Genomic DNA, 20,924 nt, shown 5'->3' on the forward strand with positions numbered 1-20,924 from the left:
TGAAATCTATTGTTTGCTTCATTTAAGAAGCTTGTTTCATTAACGTTGCTTGTTCAGTTTTCAAGGTTCATTGTGTTTCGTTTATCGCGTCATCTCTTGGCGACCTACTTATAGTATCACCCCCTTGTTATATCCGTCAACACTTTTTCATAAGTTTTTTATATAATCGCGTTTAAAACTAATTGAAAGTGGGTAGTAAAGCATGTACAAAATGTTGGTATCACTGGTTTTATGCTTATTTTTAGTTTTTATTTATTTTGATGATAAAAATAGTATTTCCCCTGTATTTCAATTAACAGAAGCCCCTGCAGTCATCACAAAAGGTCAGTTTGGGCAAAGCTTAATCATTGAGTTAAGTTATTCCCATAAAGGTTTTGAGGACTGGATTACAAATCTTCGTGAACCATATCCGCTTATATTGGCTGATAGTGACTGGTTGTTACGGAGTCCCGATCTGGTAAAGATGCTGAGGGAGAAAAATATTCGTGTCGGATTGCTTGGTTCTAATAGTGATCAATACGAAGATAAGAATCTATTAAAAAAGGAAATCGCAATCTATGAAAAAACTTTTTACAAAAAACCACTTTGGTTTGCGACCGCTGATTATAAAGTCGATACTACCATGCAAACTGCTTTGCATGAGCTGGGAATCAACATTGTTGCTCCGACATATACGTTTCCTATAGAAGAAAATAAAATTCCTGAAGGTTCATTTGTAAGTATTCCTCTACATCGAGACAAGGAAGTTTCTTTTGAAGGTATTAACGAATTTATAAAAACGCATAAATTTGTACCTATAGAACAAAATATATTTGGCTATGAAATTTCTACAAAACGTTATCCTTAAGTTTGGGGAATCTACTATATAAATAAAAAAGGGCTGACACGAAATTTTTCATTTCTGTGATCGCCCTTTTTTTATGCTTTTACAGTTTTAGCTGTTTCTTTTCGTGCTTTGCGACGCTCTTCCAACCGTTTTCGATCTTCTTCTGACTGTGCATTGTATTTTGGCAGCATTAAAATTTGGTATGCATTAACGGCTACTAATGGGAATAATAATAATGCGACATATACATCTATATTATCTTGTCTTCCCATTAAAGCAATGATCCATTCCAAAGATGTAATAACAATCATGAAAAACAATGTTGAAATCAACACATGCGGTTTTTGCGTCATTTTGATTTTTTTAAATGCTGTCCATGTAGCCGAACCGACCAACACTGCAAGTAAGAAGCCGTAAAAAATCCAGTCTCCCGCTGCATTTGCTCCTGGTGCAAAACGGAAAACAACAATATCCGCTAACACGATAATTATTAATAATATTTGAATCCAATTCCAAAGTGTTAACGTTCTAAATATATTGACCCCGACTTGATGTAATGTTAAATAAGCGAAAAAGCCTGCTTGTGCCATTACACTCATCGTCATCCCTAATACGATATTCCAAACTACTGCAGCAAGAAATTCTGAGATTTCCCCATTCGCTAAGTATGGCTGGTAAAAGTCCCAACGAATAATTAACGAGGCAACTGCATTAACTAAACCACCGATTACTAATGCCCAAAAAGCAAACTTCACCCAGTTCCGTATCGTCACGAACAAATTCCCCCATTTTTTAATATATCTTGTATATTTTATCAATTTGGTTTCAAAAAAGCGACCTCTCTTAAAAGATGTTACATATAAATTATAAAATTGTGAACAATAAGCTAAAGCGCATAAATGAAGAAAGGACGTGAGAAAAGTGAAACGTTTGATCATACTAGCCTTTTCCCTCATTCTCCTTGCCGGTTGTAATGATGCTAAATCGACGACATTATCCTATGATGAAGTAAAGAAAATTATGGTCGATGCCATTCAAACAGAGGATGGGAAAAAAGCAATTCGCCAAATGTTTGAAGATAAGAATTTCCGGGAGTTGCTTATTTTAAATACGGAAGAAGTAAAAAAAGCGACCGAAGAGACAATGTTGTCAAAAGATGCGATGGATTTTTGGATTAAAACATTTGAAGACCCTAAATTCAAAGAGACATTTGCTAAAAGTATGCAGGATCAGCAGGAAGACTTAATGAAGAACTTACTGAACGACGCCAGCTACCAAGAATCTTTAACGTCTTTCTTCGGCCAGCCTGATATGCAAAAGCAGCTTGAAAGTATCATGAAAGGTGCTGTTATGCGAAAAGAGCTGGAGAAAATCGTAATGGAAACAATCGAAAATCCGCTTATGCAGACAAAATGGCAGGAGCTTATTAAGAAAAGCGGTGAAGCTACATCCGAAAAGGATTCTGGTTCGGGGTCTGAATCCGGATCTGGCTCAGGAAAGGAAAGCGGTGGCGGTAAAGACAGCGGTGGTGGATAAAAAACAACCAGTCGTCTCATTGAGACAACTGGTTGTTTTTTTGTTATTTATTTAACTCTGAAATAATTTCTTCAGCAATTTGCAAGTAGATTTTACCTGTTGGGTGCGTTTCTGCATATACAGAAGGTGCGAAGTCTTCCTCTGTCCAATCTGGTTGTCCTAACGGGATTTGCCCAAGTAATGTTGTGCGCAGTTCATCAGCCAGCTTCGGACCGCCGCCTTGACCAAATACGAATTCTTTTTCGCCTGATTTACTTTCATACCAAGCCATATTTTCAATAACACCTAGGATTTCATGATTTGTTTGTAATGCCATCGCACCTGCACGAGCTGCTACGAAAGCTGCTGTCGGGTGAGGTGTTGTCACAACAATCTCTTTTGAAGACGGCAGCATTTGGTGAATATCCAGTGCTACGTCTCCTGTTCCTGGTGGTAAATCCAATAGTAAGTAGTCTAAATCGCCCCACTCTACATCACGGAAGAACTGGTCCAATACTTTACCAAGCATCGGTCCGCGCCAAACGATTGGTGCATTGTTTTCAACAAAGAACCCCATTGAGATAACTTTTACACCAAGACGTTCCACCGGGTAAATACGGTCATCTTTTACGACCGGCATTTCTGTTACACCCATCATGTCCGGTACAGAGAAACCATAAATATCAGCATCGATTAAACCGACTTTTTTGCCTAGGCGTGCTAGTGCAACTGCCATATTTACAGATACCGTCGATTTACCTACTCCACCTTTACCTGAGGCAATTGAAATAAATTGTACGCTTGATAAAGGTGATAAAATATCTTGTGCTTCTGCTTCGGTCGCTTGTCCACGGAATGATTGCAGTACTTCTGCCGGTAGCTCTTCAAAACGAATCCCAACGGAAGCTGCGCCATTTTCTTTTAATACTTCAACAATTTTCATTTGAAGTGTCATTTGTTCAGGCGTATTAGTTTTTGCAATTGCAATACGAACACTAACATGCGCTTTTTCTGCTTTAATCGAAACGTTTGTTACACCTTTTGTTTCTGCTAGTGATTTATGTAAAAACGGATCTTGTAGTTCTCCTAATAGTTCTCGGACTTGTTCCTCATTTAACATATCAAACACTCCCCTGAATGAAATTACAATTGTTAGTATATCATAATCGATTCGTATTGTTATTACATGTTGCCTACTCGTATTTTACATGAATATAATTTTCAATTCCGCGGGCAATCGCAAATGCCATTTTTTCCTGATAGCTGTCATTTGCCAGTAAATCACGCTCTTCCTCATTACTTAAAAATCCTGTTTCTACTAATACAGCCGGTTTTTCAATTTTCTTTAATAAATAAACATTTTTAATCGCCAGTGCTTCGCGTTCCGTATTTTCCATCGTTTCTCGAATTGATTGCTGAACAGCCTGTGCGAGTGTCTCACTTTTCTCATGTCCAGTCTGATGGTAAAACACTTGCGCCCCTCGCCATTTACTATTTGGGATTGCATTTGCGTGAATCGTAACGAACAGATCCGGTTCATGAGATTCCACTAACGTTTCACGTAAAAAAATGTCCTGCTTTTTACGCTCACGAAGTGTTGGAAATGTCTCACTTGGTGCATGTTCACTTAATACATCTCCATCCGTTGAACGTGTTAATACTACTTCCGCACCTAAACGTGTCAATTGACGAGCTACTTTTTTTGTAATTGCCAGTGTCACGTCTTTTTCAATTACCTCTCCATTTGAAGCACCACCATCAATTCCTCCATGACCAGCATCTAACACAATTTTTACCCCACCTAATGGCTCGGGTAAAAAAAATCGCCGGTCGGATGCGTTCGTTTCATATACAACGACAAGCATCGAACAAAAAATTACGAATATGAGTGCAAGCCAACGTTTCAAAAAAAACACCGTCCTTTTTGCCTACTATACGCAAAAGGACGGCGGAATATTCACCTTATCATTGAGACTGGAGCTGACGTTGTAATGTGGCATAGAAACCTTGTTCATTCATTAAAGAAACATGATTTCCCTGTTCTAAAATTTGACCGTCTTTAATGACGAGGATCTGATCCGCATTTTCAATTGTTTTAAGACGGTGTGCAATGACAAAGCTTGTTCGCCCTTCCATCAAATTGTTCAAGCCTTTCTGAATATGCACCTCTGTCATCGTATCAACACTTGAAGTTGCTTCATCTAAAATTAAGATGTCGGGATCTTCTAGAATTGCACGGGCAATCGCTATAAGCTGACGCTGCCCCTGACTTAGATTTAAGCCTCCGCTTGTCAGCACAGTATCGTACTGTTCAGGCAAATACTTTATAAAATTATGTGCATACGCAATTTTTGCCGCTTGTTCAACTTCATCATCTGTTGCATGGAGCTTACCGAAACGGATATTCTCGCGTACTGTTCCTGAAAACAAGTACGTATCCTGCAGTACGACTCCGACATGATCACGCACATTTGTCATTTTGTAATGCTCAATTGGTTCGGCGTCCAATAAGATCCGGCCCCCTGTCGCATCATAAAATCGGGTTAACAGCTGAATGATTGTCGTCTTCCCTGAACCAGTAGGACCAACAATGGCAACTGTCTCTCCTGCTTTCGCTTCAAAATTAATTCCGTGTAAAACAGTCTTGCCTGTTTCATAGGCAAACTGTACGTTTTCGAACTTTACATCACCACTATACTGTTCTTTCGCTTTTGCATTTTCAATATCCGCTACTTCTTTCGCTTCATCCAGTACTTCAAAAACACGTTCGGAACCCGCAATGGCCGATTGAAACGTGTTGAGCAAGTTCGACAGCTGATTGATCGGTCGGAAAAACTGGCGGGTATACGTAACAAAGGATGCGATTACACCGATTGTAAGTCCGCTTGTTACAGCCATGATTGCACCTGCACCTATTACAAGACTTAAACCTAAGTTGTTCATAAAGTTATTGATTGGGCCCATGAAGCCAGAAATAATATCGGCTCGCATCGCTGAACCGCGCAATCGCTCATTGGCTTCCTTAAACTCAGTTAGCGTTGATTTTTCCTGACCGAACAGTGTAATAATATCCGCGTTCGAAATGGTTTCTTCAATATAGCCATTCAAATTGCCCAAATCCCGTTGACGTGCCTTGTAGTTCACGCTGCTTCGTTTAATAATCTGCTTCGTCGCATAAACGATGAGCGGAATAATAGTGAGCGTTACTAGTGCTAATCGCCAATCTAAATAAAAGAGTGCAAAGGCCGTCCCGACAATCGTTAAAAAACTCGAAACAATTTGTATGACACTTTGTGACAAAGCCGCATTTAAATTTTCGATATCATTTGTCATCCGGCTCATTAAATCGCCCTGCTGTTTTTTATCGTAAAAGGAGAGCGGCAATGACTGATACTGCTCAAACAGCTGTTGTCGCAACCTGCGAATAGTCTTCTGTGAAACCCGAATCATGACAAAGGTTTGAAGCCATGTGAGTATTGACGACGCGATATAGACACCGGCTAAAATAAGTGCCATCCGAATGGCCCCCGGAACATCTAGCTTCACAATATAATCATCGATTGTTTTCCCGATTAAAAATGGGCCGACTAAGCTTAACAATGTACTAATAATAACGAAAATGACGACACTGATCAGCTCTACCTTTTGTAAGCGTAAATAACTCCAAATACGGAGCAATGTTTCTTTTTGATTTTTCGGCTTCACAACTGGACCTGTAAAACGCCCACCTGGATGCCTCATTGGTACAGGCGGTTCCCCTTGATGTTTATTCACTTAAGGTCACCCCTTTTTCTGCCTGAGTTTTTGCCATCTCTTGATACAATGGACTTTCCTGTAATAATTGCTCATGTGTTCCTTGAGAGGCAATTTTCCCGTCGTCCATAACGAGTATTTGATCAGCATGACGAATGGAAGAGATTTTAGACGAGACAATCACTTTTGTGGCATCACTAAACTGTTCTTCAATTGCCTGTTGAATCGTTTTTTCAGAGATACTGTCAACCGCACTTGTCACGTCATCCAAAATTAAAATACTCGGCTTCCGGATAAAGGACCTCGACATTGCCAACCGCTGCTTTTGCCCACCTGACAAGTTTGTTGCCCCTTGTGTAAGTAAATGTTCTATTCCTGCATCTAGTTTATCGACAAACTCCTTCGCGTTTGCTGATTGCAATGCCCGCAAAATTTCCTCTGCCGTTGCATCGGATTTGCCGTAGCGTAAGTTGTGGGCAATCGTCTTGGAAAACAATGTTGCTTTTTGTGGCGCAAAACCGATCGACTGACGTAAATGTTCCAATGAATAGTTCCCTATCGGAAACCCGTCAATTTTTACGACGCCACTGTCAGGATCAAACAAGCGCGGAATCATTTTAACTAATGTCGATTTCCCGCTTCCTGTCATTCCGATAATGCCTACCGTTTCCCCCGCATTCGCGTGGAAGCTAACGTTTTTCAATACCGATTCTGTTTCTTTTAAATAAGAGAAACTTACATTTTCGAAACTTATACTTCCTTGAATTTCTTTCGTCTCTGGTTCTGAAGGGCTCGTTAAGTCGCTTTTCTCTTCTAGCACTTCTACGATTCGACCAGCGCTTGGTATCGCACGTGCCAGCTGTACAAGTACCATTGAAGAACTCATAAGCCCCTGCATGACCATCATTAAATAGTTGATAAAGGCAAGAATAACCCCCACTTGCAATGTGTTGTTATCTACTTTGATCGCACCCATCCAAAGTGCTGCTACAATACCTAAGTTCACAACAAACATTGTAAGCGGCGCAAGTACACCTATAATCTGATCGGCTGCCATACTGCGCTTCATCAGCTGTGTGTTCACTCCGGTAAACTGCTCAATTTGATGATTTTTCCGGTTGTAAGCCTTAATGACCCGAATACCTGCCAAGTTCTCCTGGACTTTCGTATTCACAACATCGACAACCTTCTGCACTTTATGAAAAAGCTTGCCTGATAGTGCTGTAAAATAGTACATACAAAATGCCAAAATCGGAACGACGACCAACAAAATCGGAAATAACTCGCGCGCTGTAATAAAGACAATGACAATGGCCCCTATAAACATCATTGGTCCACGGACAAATACTTTTAATAACATCGTCAGTGCACGCTGAAGCATTTCCATATCACTTGTTAAATTCGTAACAAGCTTTCCGAGTGTAAATTTATCTTTACTGCTATTCGAAAAATACGTAATCGTTTCATATAAATCCTGACGTAAATCGGTTGAAAAATTAACGGCCGTCCGGGAAGCATAAATCGAACACCCTACCCCGCCAATTAAGCCGATTAAGGATGTCGCTATCATTAAGCCAAACATTTTCACAATATATGACGTATCATTTTGAGCAATCCCCTCATCGATAATATGCTGTAATATTGTAGGCTGCAGTAAATCCATGCTTACCTCAATAACCATCATTACTGGAGCTATGATCGCAAATAGTATATAGGGCTTAATATATTTTGAGAGTTTCCATACAGCTTGCATTAAACAAGTTCACTTCCTTATGTTGTGAAAAATTATTCCTCTTCTGTTGCCTGTGTTTCTTCCAGCAATTCATTCAACTGAAATAAGCCTACAAAATCATTCATAATCGCTTCGGTCGCTTTCAGTTCTCCGGCAATGACAGGATGAATCGATTTCAACTCCGCAGACTCCAGCTGTTGTTTCAATGTTGAACGTTTCATTTCAAGTTGGCGGTAAAACTCCAGTGCACGCCCGCGACGGAATGTTTGGGCACCCTTTGAACGGCGATTACCATGTTCTCCTTCTCCTCGATGTCTCCCTCTAGCTTCTGATCTCATATTTTTCACCCCACCCTTTTTGAATACTATTGTATACTAACGTATACAAAAATACTACTTCAAGCAAAGTATTTAAGAGAAGTACTTTTCTCAAACCCTTTTATTTTGTTTGTCCAATAAATATCGTTACTATGAAAAAAACAGATTCATTTAAAGGGGTACATAAAATGAAAAACGTGACAAGCGATATTCTACAATTTAGAGGGTCGCATTATAAGTTTGGTATATATCAGGGAGAGCTTTTAAAGAATTCCCCTCTACTCTCTAATAGAGAAGAACTTTATCAACAACTGAATCATAGATTTTCTATAGATAAATCATATGTTAAACAACTTTTAGCCCGTTTTGGCCCAGGAATTGAAGAAGAAGTCGAAGGCCTCGCTTATACACTTGGTTATAAGGAAGAACAGGCTTTACTTCATTATGGCGGATATTATGCAGCACACAAAAAAAGCGGCTGCTCTATTACGACAAACCCTTCTTATATGATCCGCAACTATGACAATGACCCCAAAAGCTATGATGGGCGTTTTGTGTTATATGAACCAACTGACGGTGGCTATGCGGCACTCGGACCTTCCATGCAAATTACAGGAAGGATGGATGGGATGAATGAAAAAGGACTCGTCGTCGGTTATAACTTTGTAAATACGAAAAACAGTGCGGATGGCTTTGTATGCAATATGATCGGGCGTCTGCTACTGGAGCGTTGCGCAACTGTTGAAGAGGGGATTTCATTACTAAAAAATATTCCCCATAAACATTCATTTAATTATGTATTACTAGATGCAAAGCAAAAGATGGTTGCAGTAGAAGCATCTCCGCGCAATGTAGCTGTTCGGGACGCAACAGCCTGCACGAATCACTTTAAAGTCATGACAGAAGAAAATCGATATCGAACGGAAGATTCCTTAGCGCGTGAACATATTATTTCGAATGCCCAAGCAGATCCACTTACTTTTGAAAATGCGTTTAAATTAATGAATGGTATCGAAAATGGAGTCTTTGCGACAAAATACGGTGCATGGGATGGTACACTCCATACGGTTGGCTATGTACCAACTGAAGGTAAATGTATTATTGCTCTAGGTGGAGATGCATTGCCTGTAGTTATCGATTTTAAATCTTGGCTACGCGGAACTCATTTGCCTCTTTCAAAGATTAAAGGAAAACTTCATGCGACAAGTGGCTTTGCGAATGAATAAAGAAAAAACCCTTTCTCGGAAAAATTCCAAGAAAGGGTTTTGTAATTTCGCAAAATAGTAATCGTAAAGATTAACGTTTTGAGAACTGAGGTGCACGACGAGCGCCGCGTAGACCTGGTTTTTTACGCTCTTTCATACGTGAATCACGAGTTAATAGACCCGCTGATTTTAAAGCTGGGCGGAAGTCTGGATCAACTTGTAATAATGCACGTGCGATACCGTGACGGATTGCTCCAGCTTGACCTGTGAATCCACCACCGTTTACGTTAACGTGAACGTCATATGAACCTTTAGTTTCTGTAGCTACTAATGGTTGGTTGATAATTAAGTGTAAAGTTTCGTATGGTAGGTAATCTGCAACATCACGGTTGTTGATTACTACTTTACCTTCGCCTGGTACTAAACGTACGCGAGCAGTTGAGCTTTTACGGCGACCTGTGCCGATGTATTGTACTTGTGCCAAAGTTATTTCCTCCTATTATAGTTTATTGATTAACCACGTAACTCGTAAGCTTCTGGTTTTTGTGCAGCATGTGGATGTTCAGAACCAGTGTAAACGTTCAATTTAGAGAACATTTGACGACCTAAAGAGTTCTTTGGAAGCATACCTTTAATTGCTAACTCAAGCATTTGAGTTGGGTATTTTTCCTTCATTTCACCAGCTGTACGTTGTTTTAAACCACCAGCGAATTGAGTGTGACGGTAGTAAATTTTCTTTTGTAATTTGTTACCTGTTAACTCAATTTTATCAGCGTTGATGATGATCACATGATCTCCTGTATCAACGTTTGGTGTGAAAGTTGGTTTATGTTTACCGCGTAAGATAGAAGCTACTTCAGAAGCTAAACGACCTAACGTTTGGCCTTCTGCGTCAACTACTAACCATTTACGTTCTACTTCTTGACCTTTAGCCATGAAAGTTGTGCGCATGTTTGTATCCTCCTAATCGATATGAATTACCGTTATTTTTCATTATATACACTTTATAAGTTTCGGGGCTTATTATTGTGGTGGTAATGAAAATACCATACATCATCATATACTGGATCGCGTTTAAAGTCAAGATATTTAATTGAACACCTGGAGAGGTTGTTAACCCTTTTCACAAGCCGATTTCTCTAGGATTTTATAGAGAAAAGGAAAACTTTTTCAAAAATAAATTATAAATCCTGATAAAAAACTTGTTCTAAATATAGACCATGTGCTGGTGCTGTTTTACCTGCTTGTGCACGGTCCATCGAAGTGATCGTACTTCCTAGTGACGATGCTTCTCTTCGACCGATGCCAACTTCCCACAATGTCCCTGCAATAATTCGTACCATATTATATAAAAAGCCATTGCCGCTGATGGTCATATGCAGTTCTTCCCCATGCCAGGCAAGCTCCAGCGCTTCAACCGTACGCACTTTATCTACAACACTCGTATTTGCCGCGCAGAAACAACTGAAATCATGTGTCCCGACAATTGCTTGTGCTGCTTCACGCATTGCCTCTACATTCGGCTTCACTCCACCTGTCTCGACTGTATAGTGTCTTCTGAACGGACTTTGGACAGCGTTGCAATCCCAAATATACCGATAACGCTTGCCTGATACATCATAGCGGGCATGAAAGTCTTCCCTTACTTGCTCGATACTTTTTACACGAATATCACGCGGCAATTGGACATTTAATGCCTTTTGAAATTTTTCCGGCGGAATCATTAGAGCTGTATCAAAATGTATAACCTGACCAGTTGCATGGACACGCGCATCTGTACGGCCGCTTGCTGTAATCTTAACGTGTGTCCCTTTATGCATTGTTGTTAATACTTTTTCGATTTCAAGCTGTACTGTACGCTCACCCGGCTGTACCTGATAGCCAGCAAAACCGGTACCGTCATAGCTAATCGTTGCTTTTAATCTCATATTTTTACTCCTCTAACTGCGCAGCATCCATAAGAGGACGCCCAATAATACAAGTACGACTAAAATAGCCGTATCTCTTCCCATCCACTTTAACTGACGGTATTTCGTACGCCCTTCACCCCCGCGGTAGCCTCGCACTTCCATCGCAGTCGCTAAATCTTCTGCACGTTTAAATGCACTGACAAAGAGCGGTACTAACAACGGCACAACTGCCTTAAGACGATCTTTAATCGGTCCTGCACTTAAATCCGAACCGCGGGCCATCTGTGCTTTCATAATTTTATCCGTCTCATCCATTAATGTTGGAATGAAACGTAAAGAAATCGACATCATTAATGCAAGCTCATGAACAGGCAGCTTTAACTTTTTAAACGGATTGAGCAGTACTTCCAGACCGTCCGTAATTGAAATAGGGGAAGTAGTTAACGTTAAGATCGACGTCATAAAAACAAGCATTAAAAAGCGCATAGATATGAACATCCCTTGTCGTAAGCCTTCTTCGTATATTTTCATAAAGCCAAGATCAACCAATACAGGTCCTTCTCTCGTCATAAACAAATGCAAAATCAACGTGAAGAGCATTAAAAATATGACGGGTTTTAAGCCGTTGATTAAAAAATACAGACGGATTCTCGACAGTAAAATAACGAGTAATGTAAACGCCAAAAGCAGCGCATAGGTAACTACATTATTTGCAAAAAAGACTACGATAATAAATGCAAAAACAAAAAGCAGCTTTGAACGCGGATCTAACTTATGCACAAATGAATTGCCTGGTATATAGCGACCAAAAATCATTTTTTCCATCATTGCTGTTCACGCCCCTTTGGAATTGCCTGTCCAATTTCTACGGCAAGCTCTTCTTCAGTTAAGCATACTTTCGCTAATGGTTTCCCCATCATCTTCTCGACCTGATGCTGAAAGCGAACAATACGTGGCGGCTCCAGACGGAATTGGGCAAGTGTTTGACGATCGCTGAAGATCGTACGCGGATCTCCAGTTAACACACAACGTCCTTCATGCATAATGGCAACCGAATCCGCATAGCGTGCTGCATCTTCCATACTATGTGTAACAAGTATCGTTGTTAAACCACGCTCTTTATGTAGCTTATAAAACAACTCCATAATTTCCTTTTGGCCACGTGGATCAAGACCCGCTGTTGGCTCATCCAAAACGATTACTTCAGGATCCATTGCCAACACCCCCGCAATGGCAACACGGCGCATTTGACCACCGGATAGGTCAAACGGCGATTTGTCCAATATTTCTTCCGGCAACCCTACTAATGAGATCAGCTCACGCGCCCGTTTTTCCGCTTCTTTATCAGACACCCCAAAATTCATTGGACCAAACATAATATCCTTTAAAACGGTCTCCTCAAAAAGCTGGTGCTCAGGAAACTGAAACACGATGCCTACCTTTTGACGCACAGATTTTAAGTCTTTTGCCTTTTTCCCTGCTTCTATCATTCGATCCCCGATTTTTACGGTACCGCTCGAAGGTTTTAATAATCCGTTAAAGTGAAGGAGAATTGTTGATTTCCCTGAACCTGTATGTCCGATAATCGCCTGAAATGTTCCACTTTTAATTGTTAAGTCAACCTCATGTAAAGCTTGTTTTTCAAATGGAGTGCCTTTCGCATAGGCATAGCTTACTTGTTGAAGTTGGATGTCCATAAGTCATTCACCAGCTCTTCTTCTGTCATATGTTGTCCTACAAGATGTACACCTTGTGCTTGCAGCAGCTTCGTCATTTTCATCGCAAACGGCATATCCAAACCAAACTGTACGAGATCATCACCCAATGCAAAAATCTCTTCAGGCGTTCCTTCTGCGTATTTTTTGCCGGCATTCATAAAAATAATACGGTCTGCCAGTAAAGCTTCCTCAAGATCATGTGTTATCGCCAGTACCGTAAGACCAATTTCTTTACGCAGTGCTTCCACGATTGTTAACACTTCTTCACGGCCTTGAGGATCCAGCATAGATGTTGCTTCGTCCAATATTAAAATTTGCGGATGCATTGCCAAAGCCCCTGCAATGGCAACACGCTGCTTCTGTCCGCCTGATAAATGATGTGGCTCGTGATTAATAAAGTCTTCCATCTTCACTTGTGTGAGTGCATTGAGCACACGTTTAACCATCTCTTCATGCGGAACACCGTTGTTTTCGAGCGAGAAGGCAACATCATCCTGCACAGTAGCTCCTACAAACTGATTGTCCGGATTTTGAAAGACGATACCAATCTGCGAACGAATATCCCATATATTCTCTTCTGTGAGGATCTCACGTTTAATGCGGACTTCTCCTTGCTGTGGCATTAGTAAGCCACTCATCAATTTAGCCATTGTCGATTTTCCGGAGCCGTTATGACCGACAATTGTAATCCATTCCCCTTTATTAATGACAAAGGAAACATCCTCTACCGCATTGCGTGTATGAGGTTCTTCCGGTGTATAGGAGTAGGTTACTTGATTAAATGATAAAATTTCACTCATACGCAGCTAATCTCCCCTCTGCTTCGCTATAGTATGACATATTATTAGTTAACTTTAATTTCCCAGGAAATGATACCTATATAAAAATAAAGCACGTTTTCAAACAAGTTTTGCGCGAACGGCCACCTATTTAAACGTACTTTATGTTTGCATATGTATAGGGAATTTAGGGGCTCAACCCTTCATTCCAAAAATAAAAAAGCGCGCACCTCATTCAGAGAAATGCGCTTGTCGTTACATTTACAAAATTTACGGGTGCTCAAGCCCGAAAATTCGTTGAATGAGGTGCGGAGAGCTAAACGAGACGCCAGTAGTAAACTACCCCGCTCATCATAACGCTCAGCTTAATTATGTCGTATAAATCAATTTTGTTTATATAAAAAAGGGGTGCGGGTTCAACCGGTGAACCGGACACCCCTTTTCCACCTGTATGTTATTAAGAATTAAACTAATTCGATAACTACTACTGGTGCGCCGTCTCCACGACGAGGACCTACTTTAAGAATACGAGTGTAACCACCTTGACGCTCCGCATAACGAGGTGCGATATCGTCAAATAATTTTTGAAGTGCGAAAACAGTTTTTTCTTCTTCGCCTTCTCCAACTGTTACTAGCTCACGACGGATGAATGCTGCTGCCTGACGACGAGCGTGTAAATCTCCGCGTTTACCTAAAGTAATCATTTTCTCAACAGCTTTACGAGTTTCTTTAGCGCGCGCTTCAGTAGTTTCGATGCGCTCGTTGATGATTAAATCAGTAGCTAAGTCGCGTAATAATGCTTTACGTTGAGAACTTGTACGACCAAGTTTTCTGTAACCCATGGACGTTTCCCTCCTTTTAAATATATCTGATCTAGCTAAATTTTATAATTTTTCGCTTAGTCTTCTTTACGTAATCCTAAACCAAGCTCTTCTAACTTATGCTTAACTTCTTCAAGAGACTTACGACCAAGATTACGTACTTTCATCATATCGTCTTCTGACTTGTTAGCTAATTCTAATACCGTATTGATACCAGCACGCTTCAAGCAGTTGTAAGAACGAACAGAAAGATCAAGTTCTTCGATAGTCATCTCTAATACTTTTTCTTTTTGGTCTTCTTCTTTTTCGACCATGATTTCAGCAGTTTGTGCCTCGTTCGTCATGCCAACGAAGATATTTAAGTGTTCAGTTAAAATTTTCGCTCCAAGTGAAATCGCCTCTTTAGGACCGATGCTTCCATCTGTCCATACATCAAGTGATAACTTGTCGTAGTCAGAATTTTGTCCAACACGAGTGTTCTCTACTTGGAAGTTGACGCGTGAAACTGGAGTGTAAATAGAGTCGATCGGGATCACGCCGATAGGAAGATCCTCACGTTTGTTTTGATCAGCAGGAGTATAACCACGGCCACGTTGTGCGTACATACGCATACGTAAATGACCGTTCTTAGCGATTGTTGCGATATATAGATCTGGGTTTAAAATTTCTACATCACTGTCATGTGTAATGTCAGCTGCAGTAACCGTTCCGTCACCCTTTACATCAATCTCAATAACTTTTTCTTCGTCAGAGTAGATTTTTAAAGCTAGCTTTTTAACGTTTAAGATAATCGAAGCGACATCTTCTACAACGCCTTCTACAGTTGAGAATTCGTGTAATACGCCGTCAATTTGAATTGACGTAACAGCAGCTCCAGGTAATGAAGACAGAAGGATACGACGTAGAGAATTCCCCAAAGTATTACCATAACCGCGTTCAAGCGGTTCTACAACAAACTTGCCGTATTTGGCATCTTCGCTAATCTCCACTGTTTCAATCTTTGGTTTTTCAATTTCGATCATTCCAATTTACCCTCCTTCAAAACATCTAATGTATAGGTTCTTATCATCAAGTTGTTAATCTGAGTTAGACTATAAAATGCACAAGACTTTTGTACAAAGTAACATGATGTACGTAGAAGTAATTATACTTCTAAGCTGCACCCATTACACACGACGACGTTTTGGCGGACGGCAACCGTTATGAGGAACTGGAGTAACGTCTTTAATAGCAGTTACTTCTAATCCAGCAGCTTGAAGTGCACGTACTGCAGCTTCACGACCTGAACCAGGACCTTTAACTGTTACTTCAATGTTTTTTAAACCATGTTCCATTGAAGTTTTTGCAGCTGTTTCAGCAGCCATTTGAGCTGCGAATGGAGTTGATTTACGTGAACCACGGAAACCTAAAGCACCAGCTGAAGACCAAGATAATGCGTTACCTTGCATATCAGTGATCGTTACGATTGTATTGTTGAATGTAGAACGGATGTGAGCAACACCAGATTCGATGTTCTTTTTCACACGACGTTTACGAGTTTGTTGTTTACGAGCCATGTTAAGAAGGAACCTCCTTTACTTAATTATTTTTTCTTGTTCGCTACAGTCTTACGTGGACCTTTACGCGTACGCGCATTGTTTTTCGTATTTTGACCACGAACAGGTAAACCACGACGGTGACGGATACCACGGTTTGAAGCAATTTCCATTAAACGTTTGATGTTTAAAGAAACTTCACGACGTAAGTCACCTTCAGTTTTGTATGAATCTAATTGTTCACGAATTTGGTTTAATTGATCTTCTGTTAAGTCTTTAACGCGAGTATTTTCGTCAATACCTGCACCTGCTAATACTTTTTGAGAAGTAGTTTTACCAATACCGTAAATGTATGTTAATGAAATTACAACGCGTTTGTCGCGAGGAATATCAACACCAGCAATACGTGCCATTCGTTAGTGCACCTCCTTGATTAATTATCCTTGTTTTTGTTTGTGTTTAGGATTTTCACAGATTACCATTACTTTACCGCGTCGGCGAATTACTTTACATTTTTCGCAGATCGGTTTCACAGATGGTCTCACTTTCATCTAACCTAACCTCCTTAATAGTCCGGAGTGCAAAAGATTATTTAAAACGGTATGTGATACGACCGCGAGTTAAATCATAAGGAGATAACTCAATAGTAACCTTATCTCCAGGTAGGATACGGATAAAGTGCATACGGATCTTTCCAGATACGTGTGCAAGCACAGTGTGCCCATTTTCTAATTCTACCTTAAACATCGCGTTTGGCAAAGTCTCAAGAACTGTCCCTTCGACTTCAATTACATCGTCTTTCGCCATCTTCTCGACTCCCTTCTATATGCTTATATCAAAAAACTCATGCGAGCTCTTGCAACTGTTTCTCCTAATTAAGAAGCAACTCGTTTCAACATATGGTTTGGATTGCATGAGAGATGTAGAATAAGACGCTCGTCTGGTTTCGCTTCACACAATCCATGGAAACAGTATCCTATAAGGAACCGCATCCTTATGTTAACACGATAGCCGGAATGTCTTGATGAGAGATTCATACCCGTTACACAGATGCTTCCACGAAACCCATTATACGTTACAAAGATGTCATCACACTAATTAAGTGCTCAACCTTTATAGTATATACCGGGCACAATATGCTTTTGCAACTCTCAAAAAATTATGTTTCGTTGTTGCCTCCGCATGACTACCGCGGAAGCTGTCTAGCGCCCGGACGGATATCAGCTGCGGCTGCCCTGCAATAGAGCATCAAGATCAGCAAATACTTTTGAAATTTCTTGCTGTCCATTAATATTTGTAAGTACTCCCTTTGCTTTATAAAAATCAAGTAAAGGTTGTGCTTGGTTCATATTTACTTCCAGACGGTTTGTAACAGTTTCAGGATTATCATCTGCACGCGTGTATAACTCGCCACCATCTTTATCACAAATGCCATCCACTTTTGGTGGGTTGAACACTAAATGATAAGATGTACCACAAGTCTTACAAATACGACGACCACTTAAACGTGCGATTAATTCTTCTTTTTCAACTTGAACATTAATTGTATGCTCAACTGGGCGCCCTAATTCTTCAAGGATGCTATCTAAAGCTTCAGCTTGAGGAACTGTACGCGGGAATCCGTCTAATAAGAAACCTTTTTCGCAGTCTGGTTGTGAAAGACGTTCACGAACAATACCAATCGTTACTTCATCAGGTACTAATGCACCTTGATCCATAAATGATTTGGCCTGTAAACCTAATTCTGTACCTTCTTTAATAGCGGCACGGAACATATCGCCTGTAGAAATATGAGGGATTGCGTACTTCTCAACAATTTTGTCAGCCTGAGTACCTTTACCAGCACCTGGAAGACCCATTAAAACGATATTCATACGTAATACTCCCCTTTATAGCATAAGCCGGTAAGGAAACGAGAATGTTTCCTAAACCTGCATTATTTCATAAAGCCTTTATAATGACGCTTCACTAATTGAGACTCTAACTGTTTCATCGTTTCAAGTGCAACACCGACTACGATAATCATACTTGTTCCCCCGATTTGAGCCGAAGCTGGCAGGTTCATAAAGTTAATGAATAAAATCGGCATTACTGAAATAACTACTAAGAATAAAGCACCAACTAATGTCAAACGATAAAGAACTTTTGTTAAGTAAGCTTGAGTGTCATTACCTGGGCGGATACCCGGGATATAAGCACCTTGCTTTTTCAAGTTGTCTGCCACATTCTCCGGATTCACCTGAATGAATGCATAGAAGTATGTGAAGGCGACAATTAAAGCAACATAGATTAACATACCAACAGGTTTAGTATAGTCAAACGTGTTCGTAATAAACGCTGTTACATTATTATCTCCAAAGAATGTTGCTAAAGTTTGAGGTGTAACAATAAACGCAATTGCAAAGATTACCGGAATAACCCCTGCAGCATTTACTTTTAACGGTAAATGCGTTTGCTGTGCACCAACTTTAGGTGAATTCCCAGCAACTCGTTTTGCATATTGGATTGGAATTTTACGCAACGCTTGTTGAATATAAATAACTCCAACGACAACAGCAAGCAGCACTAGAACTAATAGAACTAAGATGGCAATATTGATAAACAATTGATCGCCGGCTCCATCAATTTGTTGTGCATAGATTTGGTTTACTGCGTTAGGAATCGCAGCTACGATACCAGCGAAGATAATAATAGAAATACCATTACCAACACCATATGCAGTAATTTGTTCAGATAACCACAATAGGAATGCTGTACCTGCAGTTAATACGATTGAAATCGTTAAGTATGATTGAATACTAGTATCGGTAATCAATGATCCGCCATAAAACTGGTTAAACCCGAAGCTCATTGCGAAAGATTGAATGAATGCTAATACAATCGTAAAGTAACGAGTGAATTGAGCCAACTTGCGTCGACCTACATCACCTTGTTTCGCCCATTCTGCAAACTTAGGAACAACATCCATTTGAAGTAACTGGACAATAATCGAGGCTGTGATGTACGGCATAATCCCCATCGCAAAGATCGAGAAGTTTGCCAATGCACCACCGCCAAACGTATTAAGGAAACCTACTAAGCTGAACTCATCAGTTGCCTTTAATACATCTGCGTTAACATTTGGTACCGGGATGAATGTCCCGAGACGAAAAATGATTAACATTAAAAGTGTGAAGATGATTTTATTTCGTATATCTCGAACGCGCATAAAGTTAGAGATTGTCTGAAACATTAGATCACCTCAGTTGTTCCGCCAGCGTTCTCAATTGCTTCTTTTGCAGAAGCTGAGAATTTGTGAGCCTTAACATTAAGCTTAACGCTTAACGTACCATGACCTAGAATTTTGATTCCAGCTTTTTCGTTGCTCACGATACCAGTTTCTAATAATAATGCAGGTGTTACTTCTGCACCATCTTCAAAACGGTTTAACGCGTCAAGGTTAACGATAGCGTATTCTTTACGGTTAATGTTCGTAAAGCCACGTTTAGGTAAACGACGGAAAAGTGGGTTTTGACCCCCCTCAAATCCTGGGCGAACGCCGCCGCCAGAACGAGCGTTTTGACCTTTATGACCTTTACCAGAAGTTTTACCGTTACCAGAACCGATACCACGACCAACGCGGTTACGTACTTTACGTGAACCTTCTGCTGGTTTTAACTCATGAAGTTTCATTTGGGTGGCACCTCCTTGTTCGTATAATTGAAATTAAATTTCTTTAACAGTAACTAAGTGAGCTACTTTTGTAATCATACCGCGGATTGCAGCGTTATCAGCTTGTTCCACAGTTTGGTTTAATTTACGTAATCCTAAAGCCTCAACAACTTTACGTTGGTTAGGTTTAGTACCGATGACAGATTTATTAAGGGTAATTTGTAATTTAGCCATTATAATTCCCCCCCTTATCCTAATAACTCTTCCACTGATTTACCGCGTAGTTTTGCAACTTCTTCTACACGTTTTAATTCAGTTAAACCTGCTACAGTTGCACGCACCATGTTGATTGGTGTGTTTGAACCAAGAGATTTTGAAAGAATATCAGTAATACCAGCTAGTTCAAGTACGGCACGTACTGGACCACCAGCGATAACTCCTGTACCAGGAGCTGCAGGTTTGATTAAGATTGAACCTGCACCGAAGCGACCTTGCACTAAGTGTGGAGTAGTTCCACCCACGCGTGGTACTTCGATTAAGTTTTTCTTCGCGTCTTCAACAGCCTTACGGATTGCATCTGGAACCTCTTGGGCTTTACCAGTACCAAATCCTACATGACCATTTTTATCTCCTACTACTACTAGAGCAGAGAAGCGGAAGCGACGACCACCTTTAACAACTTTAGCAACACGGTTAATTGTAACTACGCGTTCTTCAAGTTCTAATTTGTTTGCGTCAATGCGACTCATGAAGTATGTCCCTCCTTCTTATTAAAATTCTAAGCCGTTTTCACGTGCAGCTTCTGCTAAAGCTTTTACACGTCCGTGATATAAGTAACCGCTACGGTCAAATACTACTGTAGTAATATTTTTTTCAGCAGCGCGTTTAGCGATTGTTTCACCGATTTTAGCAGCAGCTTCTACGTTTGCGCCCATACCTTCGAAAGCATTTTCTTGAGTATTAGCAGAAACTAAAGTTACGCCAGCTACGTCATCGATTAGTTGTGCATAAATGTTCTTGTTAGAACGGAATACGTTTAAACGTGGACGTTGTGCAGTACCCGAAATTTTAGAACGAACACGCCCATGACGTTTTTTACGAACTTGATTTTTATCTTGTTTCGTAATCACAGTGGTCACTCCTTTCAAAATTTAATGCGGTT

Annotated in this window: 27 protein-coding genes; 3 read left to right on the forward strand and 24 right to left on the reverse strand. The window is 40.3% G+C overall.

The window, feature by feature from the left end; translation table 11 throughout:
* Positions 1-202: 202 nt before the first annotated feature.
* The gene (locus ABS917_RS08560; RefSeq protein WP_350478616.1) at positions 203-847 is read left to right on the forward strand and encodes a hypothetical protein; all 645 of its coding nucleotides are present in this window, start codon (positions 203-205) and stop codon (positions 845-847) included.
* Between the two features lie 71 nt (positions 848-918).
* Here the strand turns inward: ABS917_RS08560 and ABS917_RS08565 are convergent, their stop codons facing one another.
* Entirely contained in the window at positions 919-1,599 is a 681-nt protein-coding gene (locus ABS917_RS08565; RefSeq protein WP_350478617.1) for a KinB-signaling pathway activation protein, read from the reverse strand.
* Between the two features lie 148 nt (positions 1,600-1,747).
* Between ABS917_RS08565 and gerD the strand changes: the two genes are divergently transcribed.
* Positions 1,748-2,362: a spore germination lipoprotein GerD gene (gerD, locus tag ABS917_RS08570; RefSeq protein ID WP_350478618.1), complete on the forward strand. Its 615-nt coding sequence runs from the start codon at positions 1,748-1,750 to the stop codon at positions 2,360-2,362.
* Between the two features lie 43 nt (positions 2,363-2,405).
* Here gerD and ABS917_RS08575 read toward each other — a convergent pair whose 3' ends face one another.
* The 5 genes from ABS917_RS08575 to ABS917_RS08595 all read right to left on the reverse strand — a co-directional run bounded on the left by ABS917_RS08575 (position 2,406) and on the right by ABS917_RS08595 (position 8,164).
* Positions 2,406-3,461: a P-loop NTPase gene (locus ABS917_RS08575; RefSeq protein ID WP_350478619.1), complete on the reverse strand. Its 1,056-nt coding sequence runs from the start codon at positions 3,459-3,461 to the stop codon at positions 2,406-2,408.
* A 73-nt stretch (positions 3,462-3,534) separates the two neighbouring features.
* A complete protein-coding gene (locus tag ABS917_RS08580) occupies positions 3,535-4,248 on the reverse strand; it encodes an N-acetylmuramoyl-L-alanine amidase (RefSeq protein ID WP_350478620.1) in 714 nt (237 codons plus the stop codon).
* A 58-nt stretch (positions 4,249-4,306) separates the two neighbouring features.
* Positions 4,307-6,115 carry an ABC transporter ATP-binding protein gene (locus ABS917_RS08585; protein WP_483316053.1) on the reverse strand — a complete coding sequence of 603 codons (1,809 nt, stop codon included), beginning with the start codon at positions 6,113-6,115 and terminating at the stop codon, positions 4,307-4,309.
* Positions 6,108-7,847, reverse strand: coding sequence for an ABC transporter ATP-binding protein (locus ABS917_RS08590; protein ID WP_350478621.1), 1,740 nt, complete (start codon positions 7,845-7,847; stop codon positions 6,108-6,110). The genes ABS917_RS08585 and ABS917_RS08590 overlap by 8 nt, the downstream gene beginning before the upstream one ends.
* Positions 7,848-7,879: 32 nt before the next feature.
* Positions 7,880-8,164, reverse strand: a complete 285-nt coding sequence (locus ABS917_RS08595; protein ID WP_350478622.1) for a 2-keto-3-deoxygluconate kinase — start codon at positions 8,162-8,164, stop codon at positions 7,880-7,882.
* Positions 8,165-8,331: 167 nt separating this feature from the next.
* On the opposite strand from ABS917_RS08595, the gene ABS917_RS08600 reads away from it, so the two are divergent.
* A complete protein-coding gene (locus tag ABS917_RS08600; protein ID WP_350478623.1) occupies positions 8,332-9,369 on the forward strand; it encodes a C45 family autoproteolytic acyltransferase/hydrolase in 1,038 nt (345 codons plus the stop codon).
* A gap of 70 nt (positions 9,370-9,439) precedes the next feature.
* On the opposite strand, the gene rpsI is transcribed toward ABS917_RS08600, so the two are convergent.
* From rpsI to rplR, 18 genes are all read right to left on the reverse strand, one after another.
* Positions 9,440-9,832 (reverse strand): 30S ribosomal protein S9, encoded by a 393-nt coding sequence (gene rpsI / locus ABS917_RS08605; protein WP_008406708.1) that lies wholly within the window; start codon positions 9,830-9,832, stop codon positions 9,440-9,442.
* Positions 9,833-9,861: 29 nt separating this feature from the next.
* The gene (rplM, locus tag ABS917_RS08610; protein WP_008406709.1) at positions 9,862-10,299 is read right to left on the reverse strand and encodes a 50S ribosomal protein L13; all 438 of its coding nucleotides are present in this window, start codon (positions 10,297-10,299) and stop codon (positions 9,862-9,864) included.
* A 230-nt stretch (positions 10,300-10,529) separates the two neighbouring features.
* Positions 10,530-11,276, reverse strand: coding sequence for a tRNA pseudouridine(38-40) synthase TruA (truA, locus tag ABS917_RS08615; protein WP_350478624.1), 747 nt, complete (start codon positions 11,274-11,276; stop codon positions 10,530-10,532).
* Positions 11,277-11,288: 12 nt separating this feature from the next.
* Positions 11,289-12,086, reverse strand: a complete 798-nt coding sequence (locus ABS917_RS08620) for an energy-coupling factor transporter transmembrane component T family protein (protein WP_350478625.1) — start codon at positions 12,084-12,086, stop codon at positions 11,289-11,291.
* On the reverse strand, positions 12,083-12,955 hold the full coding sequence (locus ABS917_RS08625) for an energy-coupling factor ABC transporter ATP-binding protein (protein WP_350478626.1): 873 nt from the start codon (positions 12,953-12,955) through the stop codon (positions 12,083-12,085). Before ABS917_RS08625 ends, ABS917_RS08620 begins: the two co-directional genes overlap by 4 nt.
* Complete coding sequence (locus ABS917_RS08630) at positions 12,931-13,776, reverse strand: energy-coupling factor ABC transporter ATP-binding protein (protein ID WP_350478627.1); 846 nt, start codon at positions 13,774-13,776, stop codon at positions 12,931-12,933. The genes ABS917_RS08625 and ABS917_RS08630 overlap by 25 nt, the downstream gene beginning before the upstream one ends.
* A 443-nt stretch (positions 13,777-14,219) precedes the next feature.
* Positions 14,220-14,597, reverse strand: coding sequence for a 50S ribosomal protein L17 (rplQ, locus tag ABS917_RS08635; RefSeq protein ID WP_008406715.1), 378 nt, complete (start codon positions 14,595-14,597; stop codon positions 14,220-14,222).
* Positions 14,598-14,653: 56 nt separating this feature from the next.
* Positions 14,654-15,598, reverse strand: coding sequence for a DNA-directed RNA polymerase subunit alpha (locus ABS917_RS08640; RefSeq protein WP_008406717.1), 945 nt, complete (start codon positions 15,596-15,598; stop codon positions 14,654-14,656).
* Between the two features lie 144 nt (positions 15,599-15,742).
* Positions 15,743-16,132, reverse strand: a complete 390-nt coding sequence (gene rpsK, locus ABS917_RS08645) for a 30S ribosomal protein S11 (RefSeq protein WP_008406718.1) — start codon at positions 16,130-16,132, stop codon at positions 15,743-15,745.
* Between the two features lie 26 nt (positions 16,133-16,158).
* Entirely contained in the window at positions 16,159-16,524 is a 366-nt protein-coding gene (gene rpsM, locus ABS917_RS08650; protein WP_008406720.1) for a 30S ribosomal protein S13, read from the reverse strand.
* A 24-nt stretch (positions 16,525-16,548) separates the two neighbouring features.
* A complete protein-coding gene (gene rpmJ / locus ABS917_RS08655; RefSeq protein ID WP_000868344.1) occupies positions 16,549-16,662 on the reverse strand; it encodes a 50S ribosomal protein L36 in 114 nt (37 codons plus the stop codon).
* Between the two features lie 37 nt (positions 16,663-16,699).
* Positions 16,700-16,918, reverse strand: coding sequence for a translation initiation factor IF-1 (gene infA / locus ABS917_RS08660; RefSeq protein ID WP_008406932.1), 219 nt, complete (start codon positions 16,916-16,918; stop codon positions 16,700-16,702).
* A gap of 413 nt (positions 16,919-17,331) precedes the next feature.
* A complete protein-coding gene (locus tag ABS917_RS08665; RefSeq protein WP_251690856.1) occupies positions 17,332-17,985 on the reverse strand; it encodes an adenylate kinase in 654 nt (217 codons plus the stop codon).
* Positions 17,986-18,047: 62 nt separating this feature from the next.
* The gene (gene secY, locus ABS917_RS08670; RefSeq protein ID WP_350478628.1) at positions 18,048-19,343 is read right to left on the reverse strand and encodes a preprotein translocase subunit SecY; all 1,296 of its coding nucleotides are present in this window, start codon (positions 19,341-19,343) and stop codon (positions 18,048-18,050) included.
* Positions 19,343-19,783 (reverse strand): 50S ribosomal protein L15, encoded by a 441-nt coding sequence (rplO, locus tag ABS917_RS08675; protein WP_008406935.1) that lies wholly within the window; start codon positions 19,781-19,783, stop codon positions 19,343-19,345. The genes secY and rplO overlap by 1 nt, the downstream gene beginning before the upstream one ends.
* A 33-nt stretch (positions 19,784-19,816) precedes the next feature.
* Entirely contained in the window at positions 19,817-19,996 is a 180-nt protein-coding gene (rpmD, locus tag ABS917_RS08680; RefSeq protein ID WP_008406936.1) for a 50S ribosomal protein L30, read from the reverse strand.
* Between the two features lie 14 nt (positions 19,997-20,010).
* Positions 20,011-20,511, reverse strand: a complete 501-nt coding sequence (gene rpsE, locus ABS917_RS08685) for a 30S ribosomal protein S5 (RefSeq protein ID WP_008406937.1) — start codon at positions 20,509-20,511, stop codon at positions 20,011-20,013.
* 21 nt (positions 20,512-20,532) lie between these two features.
* On the reverse strand, positions 20,533-20,892 hold the full coding sequence (gene rplR / locus ABS917_RS08690; RefSeq protein ID WP_350478629.1) for a 50S ribosomal protein L18: 360 nt from the start codon (positions 20,890-20,892) through the stop codon (positions 20,533-20,535).
* Positions 20,893-20,924: the final 32 nt, after the last annotated feature.

It is taken from the genome of Solibacillus sp. (genome assembly GCF_040273735.1).
Lineage (GTDB): Bacteria > Bacillota > Bacilli > Bacillales_A > Planococcaceae > Solibacillus.

Coding starts and splice junctions, on each gene's coding strand:
- secY (WP_350478628.1), bottom strand. CDS start 19,343: ATGTTTCAGACAATCTCTAACTTTATGCGCGTTCGAGATATACGAAAT.
- ABS917_RS08630 (WP_350478627.1), bottom strand. CDS start 13,776: ATGAGTGAAATTTTATCATTTAATCAAGTAACCTACTCCTATACACCG.
- ABS917_RS08560 (WP_350478616.1), top strand. CDS start 203: ATGTACAAAATGTTGGTATCACTGGTTTTATGCTTATTTTTAGTTTTT.
- truA (WP_350478624.1), bottom strand. CDS start 11,276: ATGAGATTAAAAGCAACGATTAGCTATGACGGTACCGGTTTTGCTGGC.
- rpmJ (WP_000868344.1), bottom strand. CDS start 16,662: ATGAAAGTGAGACCATCTGTGAAACCGATCTGCGAAAAATGTAAAGTA.
- ABS917_RS08620 (WP_350478625.1), bottom strand. CDS start 12,086: ATGATGGAAAAAATGATTTTTGGTCGCTATATACCAGGCAATTCATTT.
- rpsK (WP_008406718.1), bottom strand. CDS start 16,132: ATGGCTCGTAAACAACAAACTCGTAAACGTCGTGTGAAAAAGAACATC.
- ABS917_RS08575 (WP_350478619.1), bottom strand. CDS start 3,461: ATGTTAAATGAGGAACAAGTCCGAGAACTATTAGGAGAACTACAAGAT.
- ABS917_RS08595 (WP_350478622.1), bottom strand. CDS start 8,164: ATGAGATCAGAAGCTAGAGGGAGACATCGAGGAGAAGGAGAACATGGT.
- ABS917_RS08640 (WP_008406717.1), bottom strand. CDS start 15,598: ATGATCGAAATTGAAAAACCAAAGATTGAAACAGTGGAGATTAGCGAA.
- infA (WP_008406932.1), bottom strand. CDS start 16,918: ATGGCGAAAGACGATGTAATTGAAGTCGAAGGGACAGTTCTTGAGACT.
- ABS917_RS08665 (WP_251690856.1), bottom strand. CDS start 17,985: ATGAATATCGTTTTAATGGGTCTTCCAGGTGCTGGTAAAGGTACTCAG.
- ABS917_RS08625 (WP_350478626.1), bottom strand. CDS start 12,955: ATGGACATCCAACTTCAACAAGTAAGCTATGCCTATGCGAAAGGCACT.
- rpsM (WP_008406720.1), bottom strand. CDS start 16,524: ATGGCACGTATTGCTGGTGTTGATATTCCTCGCGACAAACGCGTTGTA.
- rpmD (WP_008406936.1), bottom strand. CDS start 19,996: ATGGCTAAATTACAAATTACCCTTAATAAATCTGTCATCGGTACTAAA.
- ABS917_RS08600 (WP_350478623.1), top strand. CDS start 8,332: ATGAAAAACGTGACAAGCGATATTCTACAATTTAGAGGGTCGCATTAT.
- rplM (WP_008406709.1), bottom strand. CDS start 10,299: ATGCGCACAACTTTCATGGCTAAAGGTCAAGAAGTAGAACGTAAATGG.
- rplO (WP_008406935.1), bottom strand. CDS start 19,783: ATGAAACTTCATGAGTTAAAACCAGCAGAAGGTTCACGTAAAGTACGT.
- rpsE (WP_008406937.1), bottom strand. CDS start 20,511: ATGAGTCGCATTGACGCAAACAAATTAGAACTTGAAGAACGCGTAGTT.
- ABS917_RS08590 (WP_350478621.1), bottom strand. CDS start 7,847: ATGCAAGCTGTATGGAAACTCTCAAAATATATTAAGCCCTATATACTA.
- rplQ (WP_008406715.1), bottom strand. CDS start 14,597: ATGGGTTACAGAAAACTTGGTCGTACAAGTTCTCAACGTAAAGCATTA.